The following is a 16,332-nucleotide window of genomic DNA, read 5'->3' on the forward strand; positions in this document are numbered from 1 at the left end:
GTCGTGAGGCTTAGCCGCTAACCTCAAACCCTTTTAGGTTTGAACGCTTTAATGCAGATGTACAGCAGTTAGCTTTTAGCAGTTAGCCCTTAGCTAAAAGCCAATAGCTAAAAGCTAATAGCTAAAAAACTACTTTCAGCAGATAAAATATTGCCAAGCTTAATCCGGTGGCAATGGCGGAGATGCCACACCCGTTCCCATCCCGAACACGGAAGTTAAGATCTCCAGCGCCGATGGTACTGCAGGGGAGTCTCTGTGGGAGAGTAGGACGCCGCCGGATTATCTTTATAAAGCCCCGATCATGGAAACATGGTCGGGGCTTTTTTTGTTGGTGGGGTTAAACCCAATTCTTTCAGGATATTGTTTGTGTTAGCATCCCGTATAAAGTATAAAAGCAGTCAGTAATATTAACTTTTGAAATAACAACCAGAATATTGAAATAATGATGCATGGAGTCTCGTCAAATTGTCATTGCTGGCAGAGTGTCAAGGCTCGTTGTGGCCGGAAGCCTATTTTTGTTCCGGCCGTGCCGATTATGCAAAAACCTAACCGGACACTACTGTGAATAAGTATGACTATTCGCCGGATCTTCAGACGGAGGCGGGCAAGACCGTGCCCATGCAGACGGAGTTGCTGTGTAAGGAGTTGTTGGCGTAGGATAAAGTTTTAATGCCCACCTTCCGGGGTTGCAAATATAATAAGCAAAACAAAAAATGAATAAAGATTGTTAGCTCTTGATGGCTAATCCCAAAAGTCGAGTGCACAGCAGTCAATTTAAGTATATTGTAATGCACTTTCAGCGCTGACAAATAATTAATTTGTCTTCTTTTCAGATTTTTTCACGACTCTATTGATAATTTTTGTAAAAGTGTTTATTGAATAATAAAAATTTAACTGACGTCGTTAGGAGGCAACATGTTTCATTGTTTTGCGTCCCCACGGAGAGTTTTTTCTCTAGGCACGCTACTATGCTTGACAGCTTTTGTTGGACTTGGATATGCAGCCCTTACGGATCTCGAAGGAACACAGGGGCACGCACCTAGGGACGGCCTTTCTGCCTTAGAAGGTAATGTCGGGCATGCCGGAACCACTCCTCCTGATGACGGAATTGTCTGCAAACCCGGAGGGCTGTGTCTGGAAGCTGCCACGCAGCTGCCGCTGCGTATTTTGCCCCGCCCTTTTTCCTCCATGTATCGTGATGCAGCGGTGAGTGAAGACGGAATTGTCCTCGCTAATGTTCCGGCTTTCCGGCCACTTTATGTATTTGAGCGTCAAAACCTAGATCTAAGCCTGGCCTCTGACCCGCACGGTTGGTACAGGATCGGCCGCTCCAAGACTGAACCCGAGGGCTGGATGCAGGCCAAGGACGTACTTGAGTGGCGGCAGTCTCTGTTAGTCTCCTACACACATCCCGGTAATCCTCTCGAAGGGCGCAGCCCCGTGCTCATGTTTAATGACCGCACTGCCCTGGAAACCGTGCTCGATGACATGGACATGGCCGGCAAGGCCAAGGGCATCTATGAGGCCATAAACGCAGGAAACATACCTGACACCGTGGTCAGCATGGAGCCCCAGCGTTTTGTAGATATCACCCGCAATTTTTATGTCCTGCCCATCCTGCAGTGGTCCCAGACCAGGATCGGCGGTGATGATGTGCGCCTTTTGCAACTGGCTGCTGCCGTGCCGAACAGTCGCGGGGCTGACACCCTCTCAAGTCCCGATTATCTGGAACAGGCTCAGGTAGGCCGCTCAGCGGGCGGAACCACCATGCGTGACGTGAAAACCGATGTTGTTTTCGTCATCGACACCACCCGCAGCATGCAGCCCTTCATCGACATGACCCGCGAGGCCGTGGCCGGGATGACCAGGAAGTTCAGCGCCAAGACGGCCGACCGTTTCCGTTTTGGTTTGGTGGTGTTTCGAGATTCTCTGGAAGTCGCACCACAGCTTGAATATATCACCCGCAATCTAACACCCGAGTTGGTCCAGGGCGAACAGATAGTCGAATTGCTGGAAAAGGAAGGAGGAGCAACGGCCGTGGGCAGTGTGGACTATGCCGAAGAAGCCTTTGCCGGAGTGGATGTGGCCCTGGGATCCAAATGGCGTGAAGGAGCCTTGCGCTTTGTTGTTTTGATAGGTGACGCCAGCTCGCACCCCAAGGGACATCCCCAGAATACGTCCGGCAAGGATGAGACCGACCTGCGCCGTGAATATGACGACGCCCAGGTTCATCTTTTTGCCATCCATCTGCAAGATCCTCGTGCTGTTGAAGATCATCCCAGGGCACTGGCCCAGTTCTCCCATCTGGCACGGGTGCGCGGGGATACCGGAAGCTCAGCTATCAAGGAGGTCAACGCCTTTGAGGAGCAGCAATATCGCGATCTGACCGAACATCTGACAAGTCGGATCAATACCCTGCTCAATGAGACAGTGAGCGGGTCCGCCGCCACAGATGCGGTGGGCGCAGTCCCGTTGAAGGAATTTGACAAGCTTTGGGAGGCAGCACTTATCGAATACGTCGGCAAGGAGGCCACTCCGCCCAAGGATATCGTGGCCTGGACTCTGGATCGTGACCTGATAAATCCCGCTGACCGTTCACTTGATGTGCGCGTTTTGGTCACGCGTGAGCAGCTCTCTTCCCTGTCCCAGTCCCTGGATCAGGTCGTGCAGGCCCTGATGCGCGCCCAAGTCACCCAGGGACAGTTTTTTGAGGCTCTGCAAAGCGTCTCCGGGCAGGCCATGAAACGCCCCGACGACATTGGTGCTGCGGCGACATTGGCTAAGTCCGGGCTCCTGCCTGCATTCATACAGAGCCTGCCCTACAAGAGTGACATCCTGTCTCTGACGGACGACATGTTTGCAAGCATGACAGCGGAACAGCGCTCGCAGTTGGAGTGGAGCGTGTTGGCCAAACTTGACCAGTACCGCACTATCAATGAGCAGGTCGATGCATGGTTCCGTCTTAACGACACGGATCCGGACCAAGACCTGGTCTACCCGCTGCATCTTGATTACCTGCCGTAAACGGGAACAGTATGACTGAAACAATTGCGCCCATGGTCTGCCTGGAAGGGCTCGTCAAGATGCGTCCCCAGTGCGAAAGCGTTTTCGAACTGCACGTGCCTCACTTTGCGGTCAGCCCCGGGCAAATGGTTGCGGTCATCGGGGAGAGCGGCTGCGGCAAGAGCACGCTGCTTGACATGCTCTCCCTGATCATGGCTCCGACCCGGGTCGATCGCTTTGAAATTATTTCCGAAAAGTCGGATGACCCCTGGGACATTGCGGCCTTGTGGGCCCGGGATGACGAAACGGTCTTGTCTGCTCTGCGCCGTGACCTGTTCGGTTATGTCCTGCAGACCGGAGGTCTGCTGCCTTTTTTGAGCGTGCGGCAGAATATCTGTCTGCCCGCACGGATCAAGGGCGGCGAGTTTGCCATGTCTCGGATTGACGCTCTGGCCCATCGACTAGGGGTCGGTGGCTGCCTGGAGAGGATGCCTGCGGCCCTGTCCATTGGACAGCGGCAGAGGGTGGCCATACTGCGCGCCCTGGCCCATCAGCCCCGTCTGGTGCTGGCCGACGAGCCCACTGCAGCCGTGGACAAGGCCCGTGCCCGTGCCATCATGGACGACATGCATCGCCTGGCCCGGGATGAAGCCGTGGCCGTGGTGGTGGTCACCCATGACGTGGAACTGGTCATGGACCGTGCCGACATCGCCTACACCTTTGACACGCATCAGGTTTCTGAACATATCACCCGTTCGTTGTGCAGACCTGTGATAGAAGGTACCCCATGACTCAGCCCCGCCCACTGAGACTCATCTCTTCCCTTGCCGCTTTGCACCTGCGTCACGAGTGGATTTTAACTCTTTGTCTGGTCATTGCCCTGGCAGCGGTCATTTCTCCCCTTTTGGTTTTGCTCGGTCTTAAATACGGTACTATTCAGACTCTCCGGGAGCGACTTGTCGAGGACCCTGTTTTTCGTGAGATCCGGCCCTCGCAAACCAGGGAGTTCAAACCCGAGTGGTTCAGAGAGGTCAGTTCCTGGCCCGGTACGGGTTTTTTGACTCCGACCATTTTGCCCCTGTCATCGGTCATCAGCGTGGTTCGGGACGAGACTGGCATGGCCGAACTTTTCGACCTTATCCCGACAGCCCCCGGCGACCCGCTGCTTCTTGAGAACGGCGGCATAGTGCCCGAGGATGGTGCGGCGGTGCTCACGGCTGAGGCAGCCAGAAGTCTGGGCGTGAATGCCGGCGGTGAAGTTGTCGCAAGGGTTACACGGTCCCGGGGCGGTCGCATGGAAAATGTGGAGGCCAGGCTGCACGTTGTGGCTGTGCTTGACGTCCGGGCTGGGGCCCTGGCCAGGGTCTATGCCCCCCTTTCGTTTGTACTTGACGTCGAGGCCTACAAGGAAGGGTACGCAGCTCCAGCGCGTGGCTGGACCGGCGATACTCCCGAACCCTACGCCAGCTTTGACGGGGCCGTGCTGCTGTTGTCTGAACCCTTACCTCCCATTAGCCGATCCGGGCTTGTCATTAACACCGGGTTTAGCCGCATTACAGACCTGAAACCGTACAGCGCAAAGGATCTGGTTGGTTTTTCACCGCCACAGAATCTCGTTGCCTACGATCTGCTTTCACACGGTGCTTCCATAACTGCTTCCAACCTGCGGGCTATTGATCAAAAGCTGCGAGGATATACCCGTGTGCTGCTGCCCTATGTCCGTGATGTCGTGGTCAGGCAGGACGAAGAGACCTTGCGCCTTGTGGGTCTGTCCATAAACGAGGAACAGGCGCGGCTGCTCGGGCTTCCGCAGACACCGTGGGGCGGATACACCGGGACGCTCTCCCAGGGGATGATGAGTGTGTTATGGCCCTCCGCCCACGCGCCTGCCGATGAAATAACAACACTCAGCACTCCCAGTTTGGCCGGGTTGGAATTCGACCTGCATTCGGCCGGCGAGACTGGTCTTGAGCATCCGGTAGTGCCGATGGAGCTGCTGGGTGTGTTGCGCACCGCCACCCAGCGCGCCGTCTCTTTCAACCACGAAAAGGGCCGTTTTGAGATGGCCCGCAGCGGGTATCGGGGCTTTCGTCTCTATGCGCAAAGCATTGATGATGTGCCTGATCTTTATCACAGGCTCAAAGACCAGGGGATCGAGGTTATCGCTGAAGTGGAGGCCATTGAGCGGATCCAGGTCCTGGATCAGGGTTTGACCCGCCTCTTTTGGCTCATCGCGCTGCTTGGACTTTTTGGAGGAACGGCCGTGCTGGTAGCCAGCCTGTACGCAGCCGTGGAGCGTCGCAGACGGGATCTGGGAGTGCTCCGGCTCCTGGGCTTTTCGCGCAGACATGTCTTTTTCTTCCCCATTGCCCAGGGGCTCATGATAACCGCCCTGGGCCTTACGGCTGGTTTTGGCGGCTATGGCGCTCTGGCAGCGACCATCAATCACGCCTTTGCCTCAGAGCTTGCAGTGGGGGAGGCTTTTTGCGTTCTACCCTGGGCCTATGTCCCTGTTTTTTGTCTGGTAACCTTCGTCCTTGCGACGCTTGCCTCTTTGGCAGCCGCGTGGCGGGCGACAAACATTGATCCTGGGGAGGTCATTCGTGAGCAATGATAGTATGAGGTCTGGCCGGCACTTTCCGGCCGTGATGTTTATTCTTCTTTTCGCGTCGGCCTGGGTACTCAGTCTCGCGGTCCTGACCAAAGGGGCCCTGGCCGAAGTGCCTCCCCAGACTCCTTACAATCCCAAGCCGGCAGAAGGTGATCTGATTCTGCCCATGCCGGGCGACGCTCAGATGGTTTTTCGCAAGGTCCCGGTACCGGGCAAGGGGTTCTGGGGCGATCAGACCCGCATTATTCAAATCGGTGACGCGGCCGGTGGAATTTTTGAGGGCCTGCAGCGCACCCAGATCAGTGGCTCCTTTCCCAGCGGTGCTGGCGGAGCCTGGGAGTTGGTCATGGCCAAGTACGAGCTGACCCGTGGTCAGTATGTTGCAGTCATGGGCATGGATGCGTTGCTTGCTGCAAGCGGCGACCCGGAGGACCAGAAGCTTCCGACCATGCAAGGTCGCGAACTGCGCGACGCACTCATGATGCCGCTGGCCTACGTTAGCCACGGAGATGTGCTTGAATTCATTCGCCGTTACAATCAGTGGTTGTTTGATCCGGCCCATCCCGAGCGAGTCACGGCACTGCCCCGCGTGGACGAAGCGCCAGGGTTCATGCGCCTGCCGACCGAGGACGAATGGGAATACTGCGCTCGTGGCGGCCTCGGTGCCTTGCAGGCCGGCACTTTTGACAATGGCCTGCCTTTTCCGGCGGCCGAGGCCAACGAGTTCGCATGGCACCTCGGCAATGCCAAGCATCAATTGCGGCCGGTGGGATTGCGCAAGCCTGACGCGGGCGGCTTTTATGATCTCTTCGGCAATGTTCAGGAAATGACTTCAGGTCTGTTCCGGCCGGAGATCTGGCAGGGTAAGCCCGGCGGAGTGGCCGTGCGCGGTGGGAGCGTCTCCACATCTGCGGCGGACCTGCGCAGTGCACTTAGGGCCGAACTCGACGTTTATGCCTGGAATGTGGACGAAAAGAAGGTTGAGGAGCGGCGTTCCTTCAACACCGGGGCGCGTCTGGCCATCGGAGCCAATGTAGTCGTAACCCCGGCCCAACGGACCCGAATTGAAAAGGAGTACGAGGCCTACAAGGCGGACCTGCGCCGCACCATGCCCGTGGGGGGCACTCTTGACAACCTGGTCAGTCAGGCATCTGTGCAGATCGGTTCCGCCGATCCCATCATCGAGCGCCTCATCAAGGAGAATCCGGGCCTGCGTGAGCCATTGGGCGAGGTGCAATCCACCCTGGAAAAGGCCAGGGAGCGCCTTGAACTGGCCCAGCGTGCGAGCGCTCGCAGTTTGGCCCAGGACGCGGCCCGCAATGGGGTCAACCTTTCGGTTTACCTGTCGCGTCTGCAAAGACTTGCCGACACCCTTGCCACGGCCAGGGAGTTGGCGGAAGTGTCCGCACGTTATCAGGAACAGGTCGCCGCAGTGGAGAAATCCATGGGCGAGTTGGACACGGCACTACGCGAGCAGCTGCAAGGTTACAAGGATAAGATTGGCACCCTGGGCGAATATGAGAAGTCCTACATGGATTTTGCGTTTAAGGAGCTTGAGGCCAAGGAGATGACCAAGAGAGAAGGACTGGTTATGCGGTTGCTTAAGGATCACGCACAAGCCTTTTCGGATAAGCGCCGGGCTGAAACCAAAGTCTGGCTGGAAGATTTCCGTAAAAGTTTTACCGGATTTTCAGATTTATAAAACAAACAATTTAAGGAGGTTCCTTTCATGAAAAAGATTGTTAAAATGCTTTTTGTGATGCTCATAATCTGCACTCTTTTGCCCGGATGCACGACTATGTCCGATCAGAACCGCACAAAGGCTGAGGGAGCAGGAGCCGGGGCGGTATTAGGAGGTCTGATCGGCTATGCCGTGGGAGGCGGTCGCGGATCAGCCATTGGCGCTGCGGCCGGCGCGGGTCTGGGGTTTTTTGTTGGGAATGAGATCGCCAAGCGCAAGCAGGCCTATGCCAGCTCAGAAGAGTTTCTTGATGCGGAGATAGCCAGCACCCAGGAGTTCAACAATACGACCATGGCCTACAATGAAAAACTCTCCAGGGATATAGCCACGCTTGAAGAGGAATCAAAGAGCCTGCGTGGGAAATACGACAAAGGGGTCGTAGACAAGAAAGTTCTTGTTGCCAAGAGCGCTGATTTGCAGAAACGTGTTGATGCTAATAAGAAATTGGAGAATACTCTGTCCAAAGAGCTTGAAGTCCAGACCGCCATCTTGGCAGGTGAGAAAAAGACTCGTCCTGACGGTGACCAGTACATTGCGAGTCTGGAAAAGGAGGTGAATGCGTTGCAGAATAATCTGGATAAGCTGCGCGACAGCAGCACCCAGCTGGCTCGCATCGACCAGAGGTTGTCTGTATGAAGAATAGTATTCTTATTGTGACACTGTTTTTGGCGATGGTGTTTGGCGGTTGTGCCAGTCAGGATGATCCGCGCGAAGGCGGATTTTTTGGTGGAGTGGCCGGTCTGGGCAGTGGCGGTTACAAAAATCGCATGACGGAACGGGAGGAACGACTTGAAGAGCTGCGGGCTACACAACGCGCTCTCGACTCCGAGAAAGGACAGCTTGAGGTTCAGAAAACAGCGGTCCAGGAACAGCTCAATATGGATCAGGGGCGGGTGAAATCCATGCAGTCCGAGATAGCGGCCCTGGACAAGAAGGCCAAAAGCCTCGCTGACAAGCAGGGCACTGACAAGCAGCGCGTTACAGAGTTGCAGAAGCGGGTGGCTGACCTGAAGGGGAAGATGAACCAACAGGCGTCTTCTCTTGATGATTTGGAAGGTAGCGGGTTTGGCGACACAGACATGGATTTACGCCGCAAGCAGCTTGAAAAACAGCGTGACTCCCTGCGCAAGGAATACGACCTGCTCATGAAGATGCAAATAGAGCTTGCCCAATGAGACTTGGAGCCCTCCTGATTTTGGCCGTTACAGTCGTTTTGACTACTCATCCAGAGGCGCACTCTGCGCCTCTGGATGAGATTCGCCGGATTCTGAGCGAAGATGCCCTTGTTCCGCCTGCTCCAGCGGCTCTTGAAATTCTTGACATGGCTGGCCTGCCGGAGCTCCTTAAGCAGATTGATCCATATGCGCGGTATTTCACGGCCCGGGAATATCGATCGCCTACGACCAGGAGAGAGGGTTGGCTCGGTATCGGTGCGGAGTTGATCGTGCGCGGTGACGAGATTTTCCTCGCAGTCTACAAGGGTGGTGCGGCAGACACGGCGGGAGTGCCAGACCGGTCCAAGCTCCTCCAAGTCGATGGCAAGAGCGTTGCCAGGCTTGAGCCCCTGGCCGTAGCTGTTTTATTAAAAGGTGATGAAGGGTCTGTCGTGCGCCTCACTCTTGATCTGCCGGACGGGCGGCAATCGGCCGTCGCAGTTGTTCGCACGTCTTTCAAACCCTTAGATGTGGAACTAGTTCCGCCAAGTGAGAGACAGGTCCTGCGTATTCGTGAATTCGTTGCCGGGATGACCAAGCCCGCTCTCCAGGCTACGATCGATTTTTTTGCTCGAAATGAAGCGTCCCCAAATGAATCTCTTATTATCGACCTGCGTGACGCAGGAGGAGGCGATCTTTACGAGGCTTTTGATGTTGCAGGTCTGTTTCTTCCCCAAGGCACTCTTTTGGGAACAATACAAACCAGGGGTGGAGAAGTTCGTGAAGTTCGTGCTTCTTCTGGAAAAAAATATTTTATGCCGGTGGTTTTCATCGTGGGGCCGGACACGGCCAGTTCAGCCGAAATCTTCGCCGGAGCCCTGCACCAGCAAGGCAGGGCAAAACTTGTGGGTCAGCGAACCTACGGCAAATGCAGCTCCCAGGTCGAAATTAACCTTTCCGACGGCTCGGTGCTGCGCTACACCAACCGCGACGTTGTGCTTCCAGGTGGCAGTTCCTGTTCGGGTGCGGGGCTCGTGCCGGATCGTGAAGTTTCAGATGAGTTGCTTAGAGATCTTCTCCTGCTCGTAAGGGAAGTGGACAGTCTCTCTGGCACGGAGTGACTTCCCGTGCTGCAGCTTCATGTCTCCGGCACTTGTTAACACCTGCCTTTTATGGATTTAGGTCTTATTAAAAACCGTATACTACGAGGTGTTTATGATAAAATTGTCTGGGTTTGCATGGCTGCATTTGACCTTGTTTTTCATCCTGTTTTTTTCATTATATCGCCCCTTTCGGCCATTTCTTCCTTGACCGAAACCCTTTTAGACAGCGCTGCGGCAATACGCAAGCTGTTGGTCAGGCTCGGGGGTGTCCAGTGATTATGGTGGGGGGGACAAAATAAAGGATATTATGAAGAGTATGGTGCTCGTTACGCATGCTGCGTGAATGGTGTTGGACTAAGGGAGGAAAAAATGAATCTATGGATGACGTTGCTGATGGCAGTTTTTTTATGTGTTCAGCCCCTGGCAGCCTCGGAACCGGCAGTTGATACTCTTCCGCCCGAGTTGGTGCGACTACGTGACGAAGGACAGCTCACGGTTCGGGCCCTGTGGGCCTGGAGGCTCGTGCCTAAATCGACTGCGGGAATGGCCATGAAGTTCCGTGACCAGGGTCTGGACCTCATCTCCGCCGACAGGACGCAGCTCGCTTCCTGGTTAAGGCAGGCTGGTGAGGGAGAGCTCAGTCTGAGCGAAGCGCAGCGTGATGTTATAGGACAGCTGATCAGCCGAATGGATGAAGGCTTGCCCCCGGGCGAACAGCTCGTTTCAGGGCCGTCCGTTCTTCAAGAGCCTCCCTTTGTCAATGCAGGTGACAAAGGCGAGATTACAGACCTTGGTAAAATGATCAGGGAGCTTGGAATTCAGGCTGACAGCGGTGATCCCGGGACGAAGGTTAGCTTGGCCCTTGCTGTCCGGATCGGTGCCGACGGATTGCCTGATCCAATCAGGTCTGTGGCCCTTCTTAAGGATGCAGCAGCAGCTGGAGATGCCGATGCCATGGTGTTTTTGGCTGATGAATACGAATCTGGACTGTGGGTGCCGCAGGATGTGGAGAGGGCGGGGCAACTTCGCCGGAGGGCCGCAGAAGCAGGGTCGCAATTGGCTCAGTGGGGGTTGGAATGAATATCCCGATGATGCAACGGATAGGTGCTTTGTTTCTGGGCTTGATTTTTGCGTGGGCAAGTGCTTCCCTATCCTTAGAATTGAAACAACCCACGCAGGCGGAGATCGGCCAGCAGGTCGTCGTGGACGATAGCCTGAAAGCGGTCATGAAGTCCTTTCTCAGCGCGGGTTTGACATTTGACTCGCTCCCGGAAGGGGCAAGCGGGGAGCTTCGTGCCGCGCTGGAGTACTGGAAGGGAAACAAGGATGGACTCAAGGAGTTTGCGGGTAGGCTCGGCAAGCTGGCTGGTTCCAACCGTGAGGAGCTGCTGGACATGATCCGGAGCAAAAAACTCCGGGAGTTCGCTGTCGTAGCTCTGGATGAGAGCGCCTCTGGGGCTTTTCACAATGTCGGCTCCGACGGGTTGAAAAAGCTTGTGGCCTACAGAGGTGACGCGCTTGACGATGCCGGAGTCAGGGCACTTAACCTCTTGAATCGTGTCGAGGAGGCCATCACCGCGACAGGGAAGGTTCCGGCGCATATGGCCAACGATCTCAAGACAGCCCTGAATCAACTCTCCCCCGCACAGCTCCGGGCGGCTCAGAAACTTTTATCCGAAAAGAGCGCCAAGGAGGTCGTCAAGGATTACCTGGCCAAAAACCCCGGAGTCATCGGAACCTTTGTCGATGGTGTTTTTATCCTGGCTTTTGACGTACCTGCCCTGTGGGCCTTGAGCGATGCCGAGGAAAAGGCGGCTATCGCCACAGGTACGGGTTTCGGCTTTGCTGCGCAGACGGCCGGAACCGCAGCCACCGCCGCACTGGGAGGAGGGTTTTTACCGGGCCTGGTGGTAAGCTGGACGAGTTCACAAGTCAAAGAATTGGTCACGGAGATGATCATGCTTCAGTATGACCGCACCAATGCCGCCATGAAGGAGCAGTGGGCAAACATGGAGCTGCGCATGAACGCCATTCGTGGTATGCTCAAGGTCGATGAACTGCTCAAGGTCGGCAATGTGTCGAAGGCAGCCGATTATTTGGCCAAGGTCGAACGGTATGCTATGGAACATAATTTCCCTAACGAGGGCATTTTCGAGAAAATACAGGACTTGAAAAGCATTGTGTCCAAGGCTGAGGAGCGCAGGGCGGCCAACCAGGTTATCGCCCAGGTGCGGGTGCCGTATATGTACGGTTATCGGCTGGCCAGCCAAGGACGTAATCTGAGACTGGCCCGGACGCACGTGGAGGAGGCCCTGTCTGTGCTTCAAAAAGCCCTGGCCCGGCATCCCGAACTTGAAGACAGGGTGCGACAGGTCCAGGGGCTGATTGCGCAGATCGACCGTATGATCGCTGAAGCCCCTCCTCTGGGACAGGCCACTGTCAGCGGCCCGGACTCGGTGGCACCCGGAGAAATTGCGCATTTTGAGGTCAGCCTGACCGGCGGTATTCCCGACTACCAGCCGGTGGGCATAGCTGGCCACGGGCTGTCCACAGGTGTCGTGTATTATTGGGAGGCCCCTGCAGAACCGGGAGTGCGGTCCGTGACGTTCAGAATCCGGGATGATGCAGGCAGCACAGTGGAGGTCGTGAAGGAGATCGAAGTAACTGGAGTGGACCACCCCACGGATGAGGCCATGGAGATGACGGGGGAAATATGGGGAGTCATGAAGGATACGCCCAAGCTTGCTATCACCTTCGGGTCTTCCTCTTATTCGTATGGGACAACCCGCAAGACTATCGAGGCCATGGTCACCCCTGGCACGACCATCGCCTTCCCGTTCAGCTACACTGCAAATGGATTCAATCATGAGGGCAAGGGTAGCCTGCAGTTTTCAGCCGATGGAAAAACTATCACGCAATTGAGTCTTGATCTCGACATCTTCAGTCCCGACTTCGGGTTCATGGGCAAGGAGAAGATCAGACTCGGTCCTTTTCATGAGGTGTCCCTCGACCCGAAATTCAATTTGATCAGCAAATCCGCCCGCAGCGCCGAAGATGGACTGAGGTACGTTTATGCTGTCGGCGATCGTGAGCCAAGAGGCACATACCATTGTGGCCAGCATTCATTCTCAGATACAGGGAATGGTATACAGAAGGGACCTTTAGAGTGGAAGGAAGTCGAGAGAATAGAGTATGAATCCAGAACGTGGAACATGTTCGAGGGGGTGAAGATAAGCTTTCAAATTGAGCGATGATTGAGCCAGCTCGTCTGGAACACAAAACATGGTGCATGAAATCAATACGGCGTAGGATTTTTAAGTGTGTCTTTGCCAGATGCAGACAGGTATTAAAAAGTAATAACACAAAGAGGAGGCCTACATGCGGTTGTTTTTGACAGTGCTGACATTTGTGATTGGCTTTCTGCTTCCCACAGGAATGATTTTCTGCGCTTTGGCCTTGCCCTCGGACATGGAGATTGCTACCGGCCCCGACGGGCTCCTGCAGATGGAGGAGCAGGGCAAGGTCACGGTCCTTGCCCTGGGCTGCTGGGGACGACTGCCGGATGAGAATATATGGGTTTAGCCCAGAAGATGCGCCAGGAGACGGGTCTTGACCTTCTGGGAGCAGATCTGGAACAAATCAAACTATGGGGTGTCCAGGACGATGGGCTTATGCTATCGTACCGTAGGTCTACTTCTCCCGTGACGAGGACAGTAAAATGCACATCCTCGTGTTTGGCGGCGCTGATCGCGTCCATGACATTATTATACCACGTGCATTGTTCGTAAGGGGTTGCGTGGAATACCTATCCGTCGACGGCAACCATTTTCGACGTGAGAGCATTCCCCTTAAATAAATGCTACGGCTCGCTTCATTAGGCGAGGGCCTTTTTTGTGTTTACAGGACAGGAGAAGGAAATGGCGACAGAGAACAGAGGCTCAAAAACCTTTTCGCGCAAAAAATCCTCTTCTGGTATGACCGTCATGAGCCCTGACCAGACAAAGGCCTGGGTGAAAAAATATGGTCGACATTCACGCATCTATGCCTGGAGCTTTTTCGGATTGGTCTTGCCCTTAATTTTCGGATTGATCTGGTGGGAGCTTGGCGAGATTAACGATGACGCTCTTTATTCCTTCGGATTTGCGGCTTTGGTGTTATTTATGCTGGCCAGATGGTCCCGGAAGCAGACGACCCAAAGCTGGTTCGGGGTGGTGGATGAGATGTTCACGAAGAAATTGGGGGTGCGCCGTGACACGGATCTGCAGGATGACATCTTATATAAACCCATGGCCAGAATTCGAACCCAGAGCGGCAAGGTCCTCACACAGCGCCTTTCGAATGATCTATACGAATATTTCAATCCCGGCGATCGGGTGTTTAAAGTTTCGGGGCTGGAATTTCCGGAGAAGACGGAATTGGACCGCCCCGAGCGGGTCTGCCTAGCCTGCGGCAACCTCTACGGTTGGGGAGAAGGACAATGCTCCCGCTGCCACGCTCCCGAGCCGGACCATCAGACCCTGTGCCGGATTGTCGGTTCAGGTTGAACCACAAACTGGAGGCTGTTTATGGCGTGGTTTATGAGAAAAATTATTCTTGTGTCCATTTTACTCCTGGTGCTCGCTCATTTTCACTGTTCTGGTGACAGGGCGCCGCTTCAATAATACGGAGCCCGATACACGTATGGCTGGATGTCGTTTTCCGAGGCCAAGGGCAGGCAGCCCGAAATCAAAGGAACATAGATGGATCGGTCTAAAGGACGACAGTTGGGGCATAAGCAGGCCGGGAGAATTGAGTACAATCTCCCGGCCTGTTTGCTTATGATCTGTTTCCGAACTTGATGGCCCCTTCCAGCAGGTAGGTCATGTCCTCGACCACGTCGGGGATGCCTTTGCCGCCGGTCAGTTCGCGGATGCGGCGGTCGGCGGTGATTGGGTCGATGTTGTTCTCGCCGAAGTCCGTCAGGATCTTGCGGACTTTGTCCCAGTGCTCACGGGAGTTCTTGAATGTGATCAGGCTTTTGCCCGTGGGTTTAACCTTGTCCAGAATAGGATTGAGCTTGGTTTTCATGTCTTTGGCCGCGCCACGGCTGATTTCCTGTAGTTTGGTCATCTTGTCGAGATTCGGGTCATTGAGCATGTGCCAGGATTTGTAGCGGGTTACGTCGGCAGCCTGCTGCCCCCATAACTTGGAGACTTCTGACTTGTCTTTGGCGAGCCAGGCCATGTCCTTGTAGCTTTCGGCGTGGGCGTGGGTGGTGATCGTCTCCCATGCCTGTTCGGCATTGTGTCCGGTGGAGGCCTGGTAGGCCTGGTTCCATGCCTTTTGTGCATCCTGCTGCCATTCGTTTAGCTTGGCGGGTTTACCGTCCCGGGCAATGGATCTGGCCATCTGCCGGTCCAGTCCGATGTCGAAGTCCATGCCCACCGAGCCCGAACTGGCCGCATTGCGGAATTCTTTTAAAGGCGGCTGCGTCCAGCCCTTGGTTTGCATGTTGGCATGAAACTTGGCCTCCACATCGGCGTGCACGGCCCGGAGGTGGGCGTTGTAGGAACGCTGGGAAAGAGCGTCTCCCTTGTATTTCAGGAAATTCTTGGCATGGGGGCTGCTGTTGATCGCCACAACCTTTTCCCGGACTTCGGTCTGCAAGCGCATTATTTCCTTGGCCGAAGCTCCAGAGCTACCGGCATCCGCCAGGCGTTTTTGGGCCTGTCGGAAATCTTCAGCCAGATTTTCGCCCTGCTTGCGCACCTTGTTGAACTGTTCAAGAGAGCGCTTGTCGATTGAACCGTGAATTTTGGCCAAGTTCTGCTGTCCGACCGGAGCGGACTTGCCTGCGGGTGCGTGCGGCGAGCCCGCACCCTTTTGGGAGGCAAGCGCATCAGGAGTATCGACGTTCTTTGCCCTTCCCAATACCTTGCCCATCCCATATTCAATGCCTTTGGACGTGGCAAAGGAGATGACGCCGCGTTTGAGCCCGCCTTCCACCCCGCCTTCACGGTAGCCGCGCATTGCCTCGGCCGCTGCCCCTGCTGTGGGGCCGAAGATGCTGGCCGTGCGCAGGACGGCTTCTGTCGGCCCACCTTCGATGTATCCCGTGGCCGACTGGTAGGCCGCGTCTACGTGTTTTCCACCGAAAAGGGAGAGGACCATCATGCTCGAATCCGCCGCTCTCTTGATGTTTTGAGCCGCTTCAAGGCCCAGGGTGGCGTAGGCTGCTTCCTCGTCACTCTTGGCCTGTTCGCCCAAATAGTGACCCTCGACCTTTTTGCCCAGGGCCTCGGCGATACGTTTCACGGCAGCTTGATCCATGTTCATACGCACCTCAGGGGTCAGCTGGCGCTCCACGAAGGCGCGTGCCGCACTTCCTTCTTCGCCGGGAAGCATTCCGGACAATTTGAAAAGTGCGTCGCTTGATCGCTGGAAATGTTCCATCCTACGCTGGCTTTCCCTGATGTTGGCGATGAAGCCGGCGTGGGCATAATCGTCGAAGGCAGTGCGAGTGCGAACCAGTTCCCCGGTTTGGATGGAGGCCGCGAGGTCTTTTTCGCTCTGGAGATCCGACAGGGCGGTGACGACACAAAATTCCAGCTGTGCCTTTCGGTCCGGGTCAGTTTCCTTAACCAAGTCAGCCTGGTCGCGCTCAAGGTTGCGCTGGATGATGATCATGTTTTGATTGTGAAACTCGATACGTTCGACCTTAGCGGTGCGCTTGGCTTCTTC

General features: G+C 55.3%; 12 protein-coding genes and 1 rRNA gene. 12 read left to right on the top strand and 1 reads right to left on the bottom strand.

All coding sequences use genetic code 11. From position 1 onward, the window contains the following. Window positions 1–163 precede the first annotated feature (163 nt). The 12 genes from rrf to LHW45_09990 all read left to right on the top strand — a co-directional run bounded on the left by rrf (window position 164) and on the right by LHW45_09990 (window position 14,156). Window positions 164–280, top strand: a 5S ribosomal RNA gene (rrf, locus tag LHW45_09935). 635 nt (window positions 281–915) lie between these two features. Continuing rightward, on the top strand, window positions 916–3,024 hold the full coding sequence (locus LHW45_09940) for a VWA domain-containing protein (protein MCB5285890.1): 2,109 nt from the start codon (window positions 916–918) through the stop codon (window positions 3,022–3,024). A gap of 11 nt (window positions 3,025–3,035) precedes the next feature. Further along, window positions 3,036–3,794 (top strand): ATP-binding cassette domain-containing protein, encoded by a 759-nt coding sequence (locus LHW45_09945; protein MCB5285891.1) that lies wholly within the window; start codon window positions 3,036–3,038, stop codon window positions 3,792–3,794. Beyond that, window positions 3,791–5,617 (top strand): ABC transporter permease, encoded by a 1,827-nt coding sequence (locus LHW45_09950; protein ID MCB5285892.1) that lies wholly within the window; start codon window positions 3,791–3,793, stop codon window positions 5,615–5,617. Before LHW45_09945 ends, LHW45_09950 begins: the two co-directional genes overlap by 4 nt. After that, window positions 5,607–7,316: an SUMF1/EgtB/PvdO family nonheme iron enzyme gene (locus LHW45_09955; GenBank protein ID MCB5285893.1), complete on the top strand. Its 1,710-nt coding sequence runs from the start codon at window positions 5,607–5,609 to the stop codon at window positions 7,314–7,316. Before LHW45_09950 ends, LHW45_09955 begins: the two co-directional genes overlap by 11 nt. 27 nt (window positions 7,317–7,343) lie before the next feature. After that, window positions 7,344–7,991, top strand: coding sequence for a hypothetical protein (locus LHW45_09960; GenBank protein MCB5285894.1), 648 nt, complete (start codon window positions 7,344–7,346; stop codon window positions 7,989–7,991). Then, on the top strand, window positions 7,988–8,530 hold the full coding sequence (locus tag LHW45_09965) for a hypothetical protein (protein MCB5285895.1): 543 nt from the start codon (window positions 7,988–7,990) through the stop codon (window positions 8,528–8,530). The genes LHW45_09960 and LHW45_09965 overlap by 4 nt, the downstream gene beginning before the upstream one ends. Window positions 8,531–8,550: 20 nt before the next feature. Then, window positions 8,551–9,630 (top strand): carboxyl-terminal protease, encoded by a 1,080-nt coding sequence (locus LHW45_09970; protein ID MCB5285896.1) that lies wholly within the window; start codon window positions 8,551–8,553, stop codon window positions 9,628–9,630. A 531-nt stretch (window positions 9,631–10,161) separates the two neighbouring features. Then, window positions 10,162–10,692 (top strand): hypothetical protein, encoded by a 531-nt coding sequence (locus LHW45_09975; protein MCB5285897.1) that lies wholly within the window; start codon window positions 10,162–10,164, stop codon window positions 10,690–10,692. Further along, on the top strand, window positions 10,689–12,866 hold the full coding sequence (locus LHW45_09980) for a hypothetical protein (protein ID MCB5285898.1): 2,178 nt from the start codon (window positions 10,689–10,691) through the stop codon (window positions 12,864–12,866). The genes LHW45_09975 and LHW45_09980 overlap by 4 nt, the downstream gene beginning before the upstream one ends. 124 nt (window positions 12,867–12,990) lie before the next feature. Continuing rightward, window positions 12,991–13,194, top strand: a complete 204-nt coding sequence (locus LHW45_09985; GenBank protein ID MCB5285899.1) for a hypothetical protein — start codon at window positions 12,991–12,993, stop codon at window positions 13,192–13,194. Window positions 13,195–13,529: 335 nt separating this feature from the next. Then, window positions 13,530–14,156, top strand: coding sequence for a hypothetical protein (locus LHW45_09990; protein ID MCB5285900.1), 627 nt, complete (start codon window positions 13,530–13,532; stop codon window positions 14,154–14,156). A 271-nt stretch (window positions 14,157–14,427) separates the two neighbouring features. On the opposite strand, the gene LHW45_09995 is transcribed toward LHW45_09990, so the two are convergent. Beyond that, window positions 14,428–16,332 (bottom strand): hypothetical protein (locus tag LHW45_09995; protein ID MCB5285901.1); only part of this gene is annotated, 1,905 nt, incomplete at its 5' end.

This window comes from Candidatus Cloacimonadota bacterium (genome assembly GCA_020532085.1).
Classification (GTDB): Bacteria; Cloacimonadota; Cloacimonadia; order Cloacimonadales; family Cloacimonadaceae; genus Syntrophosphaera.

Coding starts and splice junctions, on each gene's coding strand:
- LHW45_09940 (MCB5285890.1), top strand. CDS start 916: ATGTTTCATTGTTTTGCGTCCCCACGGAGAGTTTTTTCTCTAGGCACG.
- LHW45_09945 (MCB5285891.1), top strand. CDS start 3,036: ATGACTGAAACAATTGCGCCCATGGTCTGCCTGGAAGGGCTCGTCAAG.
- LHW45_09950 (MCB5285892.1), top strand. CDS start 3,791: ATGACTCAGCCCCGCCCACTGAGACTCATCTCTTCCCTTGCCGCTTTG.
- LHW45_09960 (MCB5285894.1), top strand. CDS start 7,344: ATGAAAAAGATTGTTAAAATGCTTTTTGTGATGCTCATAATCTGCACT.
- LHW45_09965 (MCB5285895.1), top strand. CDS start 7,988: ATGAAGAATAGTATTCTTATTGTGACACTGTTTTTGGCGATGGTGTTT.
- LHW45_09975 (MCB5285897.1), top strand. CDS start 10,162: ATGAAGTTCCGTGACCAGGGTCTGGACCTCATCTCCGCCGACAGGACG.
- LHW45_09980 (MCB5285898.1), top strand. CDS start 10,689: ATGAATATCCCGATGATGCAACGGATAGGTGCTTTGTTTCTGGGCTTG.
- LHW45_09985 (MCB5285899.1), top strand. CDS start 12,991: ATGCGGTTGTTTTTGACAGTGCTGACATTTGTGATTGGCTTTCTGCTT.
- LHW45_09990 (MCB5285900.1), top strand. CDS start 13,530: ATGGCGACAGAGAACAGAGGCTCAAAAACCTTTTCGCGCAAAAAATCC.